This is a genomic window from Acinetobacter sp. L-24, from assembly GCF_056857555.1.
On sequence record NZ_JBSXNI010000034.1, the window covers coordinates 42,593 to 56,311 of the forward strand.

A 13,719-nucleotide genomic window follows, 5' to 3' on the forward strand; every position below is an offset into this window, starting at 1 on the left:
ATGGGTTTTTATCATTCAAGCTTTAATCAAATGAAGATTAAGCATCAAACGGGTGGCGAAGAACAATCGTTTCTTCACGGTCTGGACCTGTTGAAATGATGTCGATTGGACATTCAATCAATTGCTCAAGACGTTTTACATAGTTCAATGCAGCTTCTGGCAATTGATCCAGTGATTTCGCACCGAAAGTTGACTCAGACCAGCCTGGCATAGTTTCGTAAATCGGTTTTAAAGTTTCGAATGCAAGCGCATCAGAAGAACCGACACAACCAGAATCTGCAGCTTCATAACCCACACAGATTTTCACTTCTTCTAAACCGTCAAGAACGTCAAGTTTAGTCAGGCAAATACCAGAAAGTGAGTTTACGTCAACTGAACGGCGTAGGATTTCAGCATCGAACCAGCCACAACGACGTTGACGGCCAGTAGAGGCACCAAATTCATTACCAATCGTACCGAGGTGTTTACCAATCGCATCACCCGTGTCATTTGCAGCGTCATACACCAACTCAGTTGGGAATGGACCTGCACCTACACGCGTTGTATACGCTTTGGTAATACCCAGTACATAGTCAAGATGCAAAGGACCCAGACCTGAACCAGAGCTTACGCCACCAGCAGTGGTATTCGAAGAAGTCACATACGGATATGTACCGTGGTCAACGTCAAGAAGTGAACCTTGCGCGCCTTCGAACATGATGTTGTCACCGTTTTTACGGTAGTTATGCAATTCAGTGGTCACATCCACAACCAGTGGCGCAACAACTTTACGCCATTCGTCGCAAAGTGCCAGCACATCTTCCAATTTAACTGCTTCAACACCGTAGTATTCAGTCAGCTGGAAGTTATGGTAGTCCAGAAGTTCAGTTAACTGAGCAGTAAGATGTTCACCACCACGTACTAGGTCAGCAACACGTACTGCGCGACGTGCTACTTTGTCTTCGTATGCAGGACCGATACCACGACCTGTCGTACCAATCTTCGCATTACCACGTTTTTTCTCACGCGCCTGATCAAGTGCGATGTGGTTCGGAAGAATCAATGGACAGTTTGGAGAAATGCGTAAACGTTCTTTAACAGGAACGCCTTCTTTTTCAAGAATGTCCATCTCTTTGATGAGCGCTTCAGGAGAAAGAACAACACCGTTACCAATTAAGCACAATACGTTTTCACGTAAAATACCTGATGGAATGAGGTGTAAGACAGTTTTCTTACCACCAACCACAAGAGTGTGACCTGCGTTATGTCCGCCTTGATAACGAACTACCGCTGCCGCTTGATCTGTGAGCAGGTCGACGATTTTACCTTTACCTTCGTCGCCCCATTGGGTACCAAGTACCACAACATTCTTGCCCATAATAGCCTCATTACATCATGCTGTTAAAGTTGAAAGCCCCGCTCAGCGACATGAACACTGAGCCAAGCAGTTAAATCGTTTTGACTGTCCACTCACCATTCGCATTCACCAGCTGGTGCGTCGCATATGGAATCGAGTTTAAATCATCATTACCCAGTAACTGAATTACACTTAAGCCTTGTGCACGAATATTCTGAATTGCATTCAGAAGTTCTGCATCAGTGCCTTTAGGTGCAACCACGACCTGTACCGCATCAAACTGGCCTGCGCTTAAAGCATATAAGTCACAAGAGAAACCGGTTGCCGGACGCGCACGGCCAAAATGTTCACCAATGCCATCATAACGGCCACCTTGTGCCAGTGCAGCTGCACGGTTCGGTGCATAGACTGCATACATCAGGCCAGTATGATAATGGTATGAACGTAATTCAACCACATCAATCCCAATACTCAAGTTTGGCCAACGGGTTTGAACTTCGTCTTTGGTGGTTTGCAAGACATTAAAAGCCTGCGTAAATGCTGGATTTGCCAACACTTCAGCACTTAAATGCGCTTGTAATGCATCCAGGTCGCTGGCATAGCGTCCAAGTGCATAGAAATCCTGACCAAATTTCAGGTCTGCCGTGAATTCTTCTAATTCTGGCAAAGCCTTACGCTGGTATAAATCAGATAATTGCTGTTCAGCGACTTTGTTTAAGCCGGCTTGAGCCACCAGACTGCGGAATAAACCCACATGACCTAAGTCCAGATGAATACCATCTGCCAGACCTGTTTCCTGAATCAGACTGATCATCAAGTCGACCATTTCTACATCGGCATCGATGCTGTCTGAACCAAATAGCTCCGCACCTAACTGTAGTGGCGCACGCGAAGTGTTAAAACCGCGAGGCTTGGTATGCAGAACGGTTCCTGCATAGCAGTAACGTGCTACACCTTCCACTGGATGTACATGCGCATCAATACGAGCCACTTGTGGTGTCATATCGGCACGCACACCAAGCAAACGACCAGAAAGCTGATCGATTACTTTAAAAGTGGCTAAGTCTAAATCTTGATTCGATTCTGAGAGAGAAGATAGAGATTCGATGTATTCAATGAATGGCGTGTACACCAGCTGATAACCTCGAGATGCAAGGAAATCCAGTGATTTACGGCGCAGACTTTCAATAACTTGCGCTTGTTCTGGTAATACATCAGCTACACCATCAGGTAATAACCATGTCTCTGAAATGGGCATGTTGTAAACCTAAATTCTTGTCAGCGCGGAACGAATCCGCATAAAAAAATCGGGAGCACACCCGATTTCTCCTAGTCTAGCACGATAGTTTTGGCTGTGCATCGCAAATTTTATAATTTTCGCTACCTGATGAAATCAACAACAATTGTGTCAACTATCAGCGTTTTAATGCACATTTAAAACAAATAGCATGACAAAATCCGGCATTAAACCAAAGGCAATGCAGTCGTGCTTTTAACCGTTTGCAATGGAATTTCAGTTTTTACACTTTGAATGCAGGGAATTTGGGTTAAATGATGAATCTGAAATTTACGATAGGCATCCAGATCAGCCACCACAATTCTTAAAAAGAAATCACAATCGCCTGCCATTAACTGGCACTCGACGACTTCTGGCATTTCCTTGATCGCTTCGACAAATTGATCGACCACAGCAGCTTCTTGAGACTTGAGCCAGACGCGTGCAAACACGCTCATCGCCAAATTGACCTTTTGTGGATTCAGCAGTGCGACATATTGCTCAATCACGCCATTATCTTCCAGCTGTTTTACCCGTCTTAAACAGGGTGACGGTGACAAGCCAATTAATTGAGCCAGTTCATTATTTTGCAGTTTTCCATTCTTTTGCAGCTCATGCAAAATGCGTTTATCTATTTGATCCATGTCTATGCCTTGGCATTTAAAACCTCTTAAATTTAATTTAGCGCAATTTAATTTCAAATAAAACTCAAATCTCTTTCACTACAACAGCAAATAGCCTGAATATCGCCATAAAATATGGTCTAGTTTTGCAGTACCCAGGTCATTTCCATGCTTTTGTTCAGACAAAGCACCGCAGCAATAGTTGCCCCTACCGATTTCAGTGAATTTCAACGTGGCATGAAAGATTCTATTCCCATGCTTTTAGGGATTATCCCCTTTGCGCTGGTACTGGGTGCGACGGCAGTACAGAAGAATTTCAGCTTGCTCGAAGTGCCATTACTGACCGGTTTGAACTTTGCCGGCGGTTCTGAATTTACCATTCTGGAAGTCTGGAGCAGTCCACCAAATTTACTCATGCTGATGTTCATTACCTTTCTGGTAAATAGCCGGCATCTGTTGATGGGCGCCAGTTTGGTGCCGTATTTAAAGCATCTTCCGAATCTTAAAGTTTTTCCGGCGCTGTTTTTTATGGTCGATGAAAGCTGGGCACTCGGTCTGGCTGATGCACAAAGGAAACAGGCGCAACTGGGTTATCGTGCTGCGTTTAGCATGCCTTATTATGCCGGCCTGTGTTTTTGCCTGTACTTGATGTGGGTCGGATTTACCACACTCGGGGCCATGCTTGGACCTGTATTAGGCGACATCAACCGTTTTGGTTTTGATATGGCCTTTCCTGCTGTATTTCTGGTGTTACTAAGAAGTATGTGGAAAGGTTTTGAGGCTGCCCGGCCATGGCTGGTCAGTTTAGTCTGTGCGGCTTTGGCTTATTTATATTTACCTGCGGGCTGGTATGTGCCGATTGGCGCCTTGTCTGGAATCACTTCGGCATTTTTCCTGATTCAAGAGGATCAAGCATGATCCAGATAAATACCTTGGTGGCCATTATCCTGATTGCTGTGACCACCTATTTAACCCGGCTCTTGGGCTATGTCTTATTAAAAAATAAAACGCTGACACAGCGCCAGCGAAAAATTCTGGAAGTAGTTCCCGGCTGCGTGCTGATTTCAGTGATTGCGCCTTATTTTGTACGCGACCATCCGGCAGACCTGATTGCCTTGGCTTTAACGCTATTTGCCGCTACACGTTTTGGATTATTACCGACCGTCGCCATCAGTATGGTTTCTGCTGCAATTTTAAGAATTTTAATAATCTAACGCTAGAAAAACCCCTTTAAATGATCTCTAAAGGGGTTTTGTTTATTTCTGTGGATCAACCACTTTGGTCAGCAAACTGACCAGTTCGGCATTTTGCAATTCAACCTGCTGAAGTTTGGCTGTGGTCTGATCCAGCACTTCCTGCTGCACATGCATTTTTTTGGCTAGATCCTGCATGATTTCCAGGGTCTTTTTTAAATTTTCTTCCAGATGCACGATTTTTTCTTCGACTGGCACGCCTTCCACGCTACGTGGCTCATCACTCTGGTTAAACTGCAGCCAGATCAGAAAAATTACCGCCAAAGTCAGCAGTATAATAAATCCCCAAACCACCATCATGTGCTTGCTCTTATTTCATTTTATTGTCTTTATCTTAACGAAAAATGCTGCAGATAACGTAAATAATTCAGCCTCAATTCCTGATTTTCGATCAATTACCGGCAAATTCTCTTAAAACATGGCTTGCAGAATATTTACAGGCAAGAAAAAAGCACCGTATCTCGGTGCTTTTGAGGTTTAGATAACCCGAACTTAATGAAATGATTCACATAAATCCAGAAGACGGTTGGCATAGCCCCACTCGTTATCGTACCAGGCAAAGACTTTGGCTTGATGCCCAACGACTAGAGTCTGGGTCAAATCCACAATCAATGAATATGGGGAATGATTAAAATCACTCGATACCAATGGCTCATCCGTCACGGCCATGATTTCCGCAAAATCCTGCTGGGCAGCCTTGATCAGCACTTCATTCAGCTTGTGATCGGTGATCGGTGACTGGGAAACAAAAGTCAAATCAATCGCGGCCACATTAATGGTCGGCACACGAATTGAATAACCATCAATCCGATCTTCCATTTTCGGCATGACACGTTTTAAGGCACCGAGTGCGCTCGAAGTGGTCGGAATGATGTTATGTCCCGAGGCACGTGCACGACGTAAATCACGATGTGCATGATCCAGTACCGACTGATCTGCCGTCACAGCATGGATTTCGGTCATCAAGGCGCTACTGATCCCAAATGCATCATCGACAATTTTGACCAGTGGCACCAAAGCCTGCGTAGTACAAGAAACACTGGAAATGATCTGGTCCGATGCTTTGACCTCATGATGATTGACACCATAGACAATCGCGGCATCTACTGTATCAAAAGGTGCAGCGCCGATAATCACACGTTTCGCCCCTGCTCCAATATGCTGGGTCGCAGCTTCACGGGAACGGAACAGCCCGGTACATTCAAGCACTACATCTACCGCCAGGTTTTGCCAAGGCAACTTAGCCGGCTGCGGCTCACACAAAACCTGCACTTTTAATGCAGCCTCCTGATAGCTGATATGCATATAGATATGTTCAGCATCATAGCTAAGATCCACTTGCCCCGGAAAACGGCCATGGGTCGAATCATATTTAAATAGATGAATCAGGGTTTCAACATCGGCAATATCGTTAATGGCAACGATTTCAAAATTAAAATCTTTCGGATTTTCAAACCATGCGCGCAGTACATTCCGTCCGATACGCCCAAATCCATTGATTGCCACTCGTTGCATGACTTGACCTTTTATATGCCTATTTTAAAACTCTTCTATGTTAAAGGATTTCTGGCGCCGTACATTAAAAAACTTCAGTGAAAATACTGATTTTCGATTATTTTATTTCTGATCCATCTGTCTGTATTTGGATCATTTAAAATTCCGTTTATTTTTTAAAGAGATGGATATAGACGAATTCTACTGTGGGAAAATTCAATTTAATTATTCAGCAAAAAACCTGAGTAAATAAATCCTTAGCAATTGGTTTTAAAATGATTGGTGCATACTGCTTTTTCCGTTATAATTTGGCGTTTTAAATTTTTAAGCCCCGCATTGCAGCAGAGCTCTTATATGCTTGTCAGACTGTGGTGTTTTAGCCAAATCGGAAATTATGGAGTGACTTGGTTGTGAGTACTCGTTTTATGACATCAGCTGAAATTCGTGAAGCATTTTTGCGTTACTTTGAATCGCAAGGGCATACACGTGTCGCGTCGAGTTCTCTAGTACCTGCCAATGACCCAACTTTGCTGTTCACCAATGCTGGTATGAACCAGTTTAAAGATTGCTTCTTAGGTCTAGAAAAACGCGATTATGTACGTGCAGTGTCATCACAAAAATGCGTGCGCGCAGGTGGTAAGCACAACGACTTGGACAATGTAGGTTATACAGCACGTCACCACACTTTCTTTGAAATGTTGGGTAACTTCTCCTTTGGTGATTACTTCAAACGTGATGCGATCAAATTTGCTTGGGACTTTTTGACTAACGAAGAATGGCTTGGTCTTCCTAAAGATAAACTCTATGCAACCGTTTACCATACAGACGACGAAGCATTCGACATCTGGAACAAAGAAATCGGTCTAGACGCTTCTCGCATTATTCGTATTGGTGACAACAAAGGCGGTCAATACGCATCTGATAACTTCTGGGCAATGGGTGACACAGGTCCTTGTGGTCCATGTTCTGAAATCTTCTTTGACCATGGCGATCACATCTGGGGTGGCCTACCGGGTTCTCCTGAAGAAGATGGCGACCGTTTCATTGAAATCTGGAATAACGTTTTCATGCAGTTCAACCGTACTGCGGATGGCGTACTGCACCCTCTTCCAGCACCTTCTGTAGATACAGGTATGGGCTTGGAGCGTATTTCTGCTGTTTTACAGCACGTCAACTCAAACTACGAAATTGACTTATTCCAGCATTTACTTAAAGCTGCGGCTGAAATTATTGGTCTGGATACTACAGCGCTTGAAGCTGAAGCTGCTGAGAAAGGCACACCAGTTCAGTATCCTGCTTCATTGAAAGTCGTTGCTGACCATGCACGTTCATGTTCATTCCTGATTGCTGATGGCGTAAACCCATCGAATGAAGGTCGTGGTTATGTACTGCGTCGTATTATCCGTCGTGCAGTACGTCATGGTAACAAATTAGGCGCAACAGGTTCGTTCTTCCACAAAATGTTGAAGCCACTGATCGAAGTGATGGGCGATGCATACCCTGAACTTGCTGCTCAACAAGCACGTATCGAAGCACAACTTCTTAAAGAAGAAGAACAATTTGCCAAAACACTTGAGCAAGGTTTGAAATTGCTTGAAGGTGAATTGGCACAGTTAAAAGGTTCTGTGATTCCGGGTGAAGTAGTATTTAAACTTTACGACACTTACGGCTTCCCGACAGACTTGACTGCAGATATCGCACGTGAACGTGACTTAACTATTGATGAAGCTGGTTTCGAAACTGAAATGGCTGCACAGCGTCAACGCGCACGTGATGCAGGTAAATTCGCGATCGACTACAACAGCGTAGTTAAAGTTGAAGGCGAAACTCAGTTTGATGGTTATGACGCAACTGCAGGTGAAGGTCAAATCATCGCAATCTACAAAGATGGCGAGCAAGTTGATGAAGTGTTTGAAGGCGATGAAGCACTGATCGTACTCAACCAAACACCTTTCTACGCAGAAAGCGGCGGTCAAATCGGTGATACAGGTATCTTTAAAAACGATACTGGTATTTTCGAAGTTCAAGATACCAAAAAATCTGGTGGCGCATTTGTACACCAAGGTATCGTGACGATGGGTAACTTGAAAGTTACTCAAAATGTAGAAGCAACAGTAAAAGCAGATATTCGTGCAGCAACTGCGCGCAACCACTCTGCGACTCACCTGCTACATGCTGCGTTACGTCAAATTTTAGGTTCACATGTACAGCAAAAAGGTTCATTGGTTGCATCTGATGTGTTACGTTTTGACTTTGCCAATGACCAACCTGTAAGCTTTGAACAGCTGCAAGAAATTGAACGTTTGGTCAATGCTGAAGTGATTGCCAATACTGCGGTGTCTACTGAACTTCTGGATATCGAGTCTGCGAAAGCTAAAGGCGCGATGATGCTGTTTGGCGAGAAATACGGTGACGAAGTACGTGTACTGTCTATGGGTTCAGTGATTGAAGAGAAAAACTTCTCAATCGAACTTTGCGGTGGTATTCACGTAAAACGTACCGGTGATATCGGTCTGTTCAAAATCACCTCTGAAGGTGGTGTGGCAGCCGGTGTACGTCGTATTGAAGCAGTAACAGGCACTAAAGCAGTTGAAGTTACGCAAAAAGCCGATCGCGATATCAATATGATTAACGGTTTGCTCAAAGCACAAAAAGACCAGACTTTAGAAAAAGTTGAAGCGTTGGTTGATACTGCATCGAGCTTGCAGAAACAGATCGAACAACTCAATCAAAAACTTGCTAGCCTGCAAGCCGGTGAACTTCTAAGCCAAGTTCAAAGCATTGCAGGTCGTGCAACCTTGATTACAACTGTTGAAAACATGGATGCGAAAGCACTTCGCAACCTGCACGACGGTGTGAAATCAAAATTAGAAAATGCAGTGATTGTTCTTGCAGGTGTAGAGGGTGACAAGGTGAGCTTGATCGCATCTGTGGCAAAAGACTTTACTGCTTCTATTAAAGCAGGTGACATCATCAAACATTTAGCGAATGAGCTAGGTGGTAAAGGTGGTGGTAAACCTGACTTGGCACAAGGTGGCGCGCCACTTAACGAGAAGTTTGCTCCAGTGATGGCAGATTTAACTGCCTGGCTTGCAGCAAAATAAAACTTCAATTTTGTGTAACTGACCCTGATAGGTACATCAGGGTCATGGCTTATATGGAACAACTATGGCATTAATCGTTCAAAAATATGGCGGTACCTCTATGGGTACTCCCGAGCGCATTTTAAATGTTGCTCGTCGTGTAAAGCGCTGGCATGACCACGGCCACAAGGTAGTGGTAGTGGTATCAGCAATGAGTGGCGAAACCAATCGTCTGCTTGCTTTAGCGAAGGCCATTACCGAAACCCCTGACCCACGTGAACTAGACCAAATGGTATCTACGGGTGAACAGGTTACGATTTCTATGTTAGCAATGGCGCTGAACTCAATTGGAGTTGAAGCAAAATCACTAACAGGTCGCCAGGTTGGCATGAAAACCGACAGCTCATTCAATAAGGCACGTATCGAATCTATTGATACTGAAGTCCTAAACTCAAATCTGGATGCAGGCCGCGTACTTGTCGTTGCCGGTTTCCAGGGTTTTGATGAACATGGCAATACCACCACTTTAGGGCGTGGCGGTTCTGATACTTCAGGTGTTGCAATTGCTGCCGCACTCAAAGCAGATGAATGCCAAATTTATACCGACGTTGACGGTGTATATACTACCGACCCACGTGTTGCACCAAAAGCAAAAAAAGTTGATCGTATTTCATTTGAAGAAATGCTTGAGATGGCGTCACTCGGTTCTAAAGTCCTGCAAATTCGTTCAGTTGAATTTGCTGGTAAATACCAGGTGCCTTTACGCGTATTATCAAGCTTCGACAATGATAACGATGGCGCATTCGACGAAGAATTTAAGCAAAACGTTGGTACACTTATTACGACTGAATTGGAAGACAACATGGAACAGCCAATTATCTCCGGTATCGCATTTAACCGTGACGAAGCAAAATTAACTATTTTAGGCGTGCCTGACGAACCGGGTATTGCTTCTAAAATTTTGTGCCCGATTGGTGATGCCAATGTTGAAGTGGATATGATTATCCAGAACGTTGAAGAAGATGGTACAACTGATTTCACTTTTACTGTGAACCGTGGCGAGTTAAATAAAGCCAAAGCCATTCTTGAAGCGACTGCTCAAGAAATTGGTGCGCGTGAAGTTGCGACCCGTTCAGATATCGTAAAAGTATCGATTGTGGGTGTCGGTATGCGTTCACATGCCGGTGTAGCGAGCAAAATGTTTACAGCATTGGCAGATGAAGGTATTAACATCCTGATGATCTCGACGTCTGAAATCAAGATTTCTGTGATCATTGAAGAAAATTATCTTGAACTTGCGGTTCGTTCATTGCATACCGCATTCGGTTTAGACCGTGAACAAGGCGAATCTAGCGCACGTGCTTAAGCGTTAAGATAGAATATTGTCATTGTTTGACAGTATTTTATAAAAGTCTACAAAAATGCAGAGCCACTATAGTTTTTTTTATAGTGGCTCTGTTATATTAAGCCTGAGGATTTTTAACCAGCTGAGATAGATTAAAATCTTTCACCCAGATGACAGAATTTCTATCCAGATCTTATTTTGTAATTTTTGGTTGTGCTTTTTGTTTTACATTCAATAGATTGCAGGTTTTGCATTTTGCAAGGAGAAAAACATGCTGATTCTGACTCGACGCGTCGGGGAAACTTTAATGATTGGTGATCAAGTCAGTGTGACTGTGCTTGGTGTAAAAGGTAACCAGGTTCGTATCGGGGTAAATGCTCCGAAAGAAGTCTCTGTGCACCGTGAAGAGATTTACCAGCGTATCCAGCATGAACGTGCAATGCATGAACATCTTCAACATATCGATCAAGATTACCAACCTTCTTATGAAGACGATAGCCAGACACAAAATAACTTTAATCGTTAATTTTTGTGCGAAGAATAAAGCGGCTTTTAAGCCGCTTTAAATTTGTCTGCATTTTATATAAAAATATTAAATACTTAGATACTTTAAATAAAACTTAAAGTTCCATACCCTGCTGTAATGCTGCAATCACTTTTTTCACCGGCCCAAAACTGCGACGATGTTCATCAATCACGCCATGTAAGGCAATCGCTTCAAAATGTGCCTTGGTCGGATAACCCTTGTGCTTGGCAAAGCCAAATTGCGGATGTTTCTGATCCATCTCAATCATCTGATGATCACGGGTTACTTTCGCCAGAATACTGGCTGCTGAAATTTCAGCATGTAGCGCATCACCACCCACTACGGCATCACAGCTCATACAAAGGCCTTGAGGGACTTTATTACCATCGACCAAAACATGCTCAGGCTGAACTGGCAAAGCTTCTACAGCACGACGCATGGCCAGCAAAGAAGCTTGCAAAATATTATGTTCATCAATCTCTGCCGCAGAAGCCTCAGCAATGGCCCATGCCAACGCTTTTTCCTGAATCTCGATAAAAAGTTTTTCACGCTTCTTCTCAGTAAGTTTTTTAGAATCATTTAAACCCTCAATCGGGTTGTTCGGATCCAAAATAACTGCCGCAGCGACCACCGAACCCACTAATGGCCCACGCCCTGCTTCATCTACACCAGCAATCTTCATGTCTATTTTTCCATAAAAAATAGGCTGAACCAGTCAGCCTATTTCAATTTAATCTTGGCTTAGTTTACAGCTTCAGCCACACAAGCGTTAATGGTTTTTGCAACCACATTGCCGACAATCGTCGCACGTGCTGCCGGGTCAATTGCTGCAGTCGCCAAATCTACCGCTGTTACACTTTGTGGCGCTTTTTCACTGACACAGCCACAAATTTCAGTCTGGATATTCTGCTTTTGGGTCGTAGTCATTAGACGTGTAGCTGTTTGCCATGCTGGAATATTATTCAGCTCAGTCGTACATTTTGCATTGATCGCGATTTTAAGCGCAGCCCCACCCAGCTGTTGAGTCGTAGTTTGCGTTTCAGGGCTACCTGTTGTTGCACAAGCCGATAAAACCAAAGTAAGCGGAGCAAGTGCAGCCAATAATTTTTTCACAGATCTGTTCCTTGTTTATTCATATATGAAGCGTGACGCTATTGTGCCGAAATTCACCTGAATAAGAAATCTATAAATCATCCTGAATGTTTAATCTGCACCCAGCCATTTCAATAGATGTTGCATGAAAGCCACCATAGCGTTGCAGATTTGGAATTGCTGAGTTGATTCGCCCTTTGCTAAGGTGCATCCATCTTTGAGGGCAATCGAAAATCACATGGAAAAAGTACAATATAGTCAAACCGCTTAATTACCCATACACTCGTTAAAGAAACGACTAAAAAGCTTATCTATTGAGTTAACCAACCATTTTTTCCTTTTTGCTTTCACCCATGCCCACATTTTTTCAATAGGATTAAGGTCAGGACTATAAGGTGGTAACCAAAGTATTTGATGCCCATGTTGGGCTAATAGATCTTGTATATCTTGTCGTTTATGGAAGGCTGCATTGTCCATGACAATTACACTATTCGAGGGTAATTCTGGTAATAAAAACTTATCTACCCAAAAATGAAATACATCCGAATTTACTTTGCTATCAAATAAGCCAACTGCAAATAACTTACCCTCATGGATTGCTCCTATTGCATTGGTTTGATTTTTTAATTGCCAATTATATGTTCCATAACAAGGAATTCCCTGTTTTGAATAACCATGAGGTCTATATTCATGAGATTTAAATCCACTTTCATCAAAATAGATGATCGGGTGTTGACACCTTAATCGGTTTAAATCTTTTAAATACTGCTCTCTGAGTTCTGTTTTTGCTTTCGGGTGCCGTAAGGTCTTTTTTTAACTGTAATATTTAGACGCTTGAGCGCATCTCCAATTGTAGAAGTACCACAACCAAAACGAGCAGCGCGTTCATATTGATAATCATCAGGATATTGCTCAACATCTGCACGTAAGGCATCATCATCAACTTTAGATGGTTTTCTTGGTCGAGTTCTTTTTATTTCGATTCGCTTTTTCCATTCGACAATTGTATTTTTATTAATTTAGAAGTGCTGAGCAACCGCTCGGATAGATTGACCTTCTTCAAGCTTGGCTAATATTTTCTTTCTAAAATGTATTGGATAACTCATATCAGTATTGTATTGGTTTTTTGGCGTGTGGACTATATTACACGCGCACGGCACAATGGCTGCACTGGATCATGGCAGTTATCTTTATTGCGGCCTGGCTGATTGGTTTTTATAGTGGGAATTTTTTAAGTTATGAGGTCGATGGCAGCTTTAAAGGCGATGTCATCACCCTGCATAAAAATATCGCCACCACCATTATTTTCCTACTGGTTGTGCGAATCTTCTGGCGTTATACCCATCCTGCCCCTGAACTACCGGACATGATGTCACCCCGGATGAAAACTTTGGCACATGCAGGTCATCTGGCTTTGTATTTTATGCTGATTGCCTTACCTGTCACCGGATGTTTATATAGCTGGAGTCTGGGCTATCCAGCACCGGTGCTGTATTTATTTAATCTGCCGGCACTGATTGCAGAAAATCCAGCTGTGACCACCATCGTAAAACCCCTACACATTTGGCTTTCCTGGGTGGTTGGCTTACTTTTAGTTGGACATATTGCTGCAGCACTGAAACATCATTTTATCGATAAAGATCACGTACTCAACAGCATGACCCGACAATCCAAATCTTCTAAAAAATAAT

At 43.2% G+C, this 13,719-nt stretch carries 13 protein-coding genes and 2 pseudogenes; 6 read left to right on the forward strand and 9 right to left on the reverse strand.

All coding sequences use genetic code 11. The annotated features are described in order from the left end of the window. Positions 1-37 precede the first annotated feature (37 nt). The 3 genes from AC13CK_RS04335 to AC13CK_RS04345 form a co-directional block, all read right to left on the reverse strand. Entirely contained in the window at positions 38-1,357 is a 1,320-nt protein-coding gene (locus tag AC13CK_RS04335; RefSeq protein ID WP_004278963.1) for an adenylosuccinate synthase, read from the reverse strand. Between the two features lie 70 nt (positions 1,358-1,427). Further along, positions 1,428-2,594: an ATP phosphoribosyltransferase regulatory subunit gene (locus AC13CK_RS04340; protein ID WP_004278964.1), complete on the reverse strand. Its 1,167-nt coding sequence runs from the start codon at positions 2,592-2,594 to the stop codon at positions 1,428-1,430. A gap of 206 nt (positions 2,595-2,800) precedes the next feature. After that, on the reverse strand, positions 2,801-3,256 hold the full coding sequence (locus AC13CK_RS04345) for an Lrp/AsnC family transcriptional regulator (RefSeq protein ID WP_253145738.1): 456 nt from the start codon (positions 3,254-3,256) through the stop codon (positions 2,801-2,803). Between the two features lie 147 nt (positions 3,257-3,403). On the opposite strand from AC13CK_RS04345, the gene AC13CK_RS04350 reads away from it, so the two are divergent. Both AC13CK_RS04350 and AC13CK_RS04355 read left to right on the forward strand, forming a co-directional pair. Next, positions 3,404-4,153 carry an AzlC family ABC transporter permease gene (locus AC13CK_RS04350; protein WP_311203910.1) on the forward strand — a complete coding sequence of 250 codons (750 nt, stop codon included), beginning with the start codon at positions 3,404-3,406 and terminating at the stop codon, positions 4,151-4,153. Then, complete coding sequence (locus AC13CK_RS04355) at positions 4,150-4,449, forward strand: AzlD family protein (RefSeq protein WP_114541870.1); 300 nt, start codon at positions 4,150-4,152, stop codon at positions 4,447-4,449. Before AC13CK_RS04350 ends, AC13CK_RS04355 begins: the two co-directional genes overlap by 4 nt. A 42-nt stretch (positions 4,450-4,491) precedes the next feature. Here AC13CK_RS04355 and AC13CK_RS04360 read toward each other — a convergent pair whose 3' ends face one another. Beyond that, a complete protein-coding gene (locus tag AC13CK_RS04360; protein ID WP_004278968.1) occupies positions 4,492-4,788 on the reverse strand; it encodes a hypothetical protein in 297 nt (98 codons plus the stop codon). A gap of 192 nt (positions 4,789-4,980) precedes the next feature. Beyond that, the gene (locus AC13CK_RS04365; RefSeq protein WP_425879888.1) at positions 4,981-6,003 is read right to left on the reverse strand and encodes a type I glyceraldehyde-3-phosphate dehydrogenase; all 1,023 of its coding nucleotides are present in this window, start codon (positions 6,001-6,003) and stop codon (positions 4,981-4,983) included. 389 nt (positions 6,004-6,392) lie between these two features. Between AC13CK_RS04365 and alaS the strand changes: the two genes are divergently transcribed. From alaS to csrA, 3 genes are all read left to right on the forward strand, one after another. Further along, the gene (gene alaS, locus AC13CK_RS04370; protein ID WP_425879887.1) at positions 6,393-9,086 is read left to right on the forward strand and encodes an alanine--tRNA ligase; all 2,694 of its coding nucleotides are present in this window, start codon (positions 6,393-6,395) and stop codon (positions 9,084-9,086) included. 64 nt (positions 9,087-9,150) lie between these two features. Next, entirely contained in the window at positions 9,151-10,431 is a 1,281-nt protein-coding gene (locus AC13CK_RS04375) for an aspartate kinase (protein WP_004278971.1), read from the forward strand. Between the two features lie 250 nt (positions 10,432-10,681). Continuing rightward, positions 10,682-10,936, forward strand: coding sequence for a carbon storage regulator CsrA (csrA, locus tag AC13CK_RS04380; RefSeq protein ID WP_004278972.1), 255 nt, complete (start codon positions 10,682-10,684; stop codon positions 10,934-10,936). A gap of 94 nt (positions 10,937-11,030) precedes the next feature. On the opposite strand, the gene rnhB is transcribed toward csrA, so the two are convergent. From rnhB to AC13CK_RS04400, 4 genes and pseudogenes are all read right to left on the reverse strand, one after another. Beyond that, the gene (rnhB, locus tag AC13CK_RS04385; RefSeq protein ID WP_312584351.1) at positions 11,031-11,618 is read right to left on the reverse strand and encodes a ribonuclease HII; all 588 of its coding nucleotides are present in this window, start codon (positions 11,616-11,618) and stop codon (positions 11,031-11,033) included. A gap of 59 nt (positions 11,619-11,677) precedes the next feature. Then, positions 11,678-12,049, reverse strand: a complete 372-nt coding sequence (locus AC13CK_RS04390) for a hypothetical protein (RefSeq protein WP_004278974.1) — start codon at positions 12,047-12,049, stop codon at positions 11,678-11,680. Positions 12,050-12,295: 246 nt separating this feature from the next. Next, positions 12,296-12,769: pseudogene (locus AC13CK_RS04395) on the reverse strand (IS630 family transposase); the annotation flags it as partial. A 17-nt stretch (positions 12,770-12,786) separates the two neighbouring features. After that, positions 12,787-13,134: pseudogene (locus AC13CK_RS04400) on the reverse strand (IS630 transposase-related protein). Between the two features lie 20 nt (positions 13,135-13,154). Here AC13CK_RS04400 and AC13CK_RS04405 point away from each other — a divergent pair. Then, a complete protein-coding gene (locus tag AC13CK_RS04405; RefSeq protein WP_425879886.1) occupies positions 13,155-13,718 on the forward strand; it encodes a cytochrome b in 564 nt (187 codons plus the stop codon). The last annotated feature ends 1 nt before the right edge of the window (position 13,719 follow it).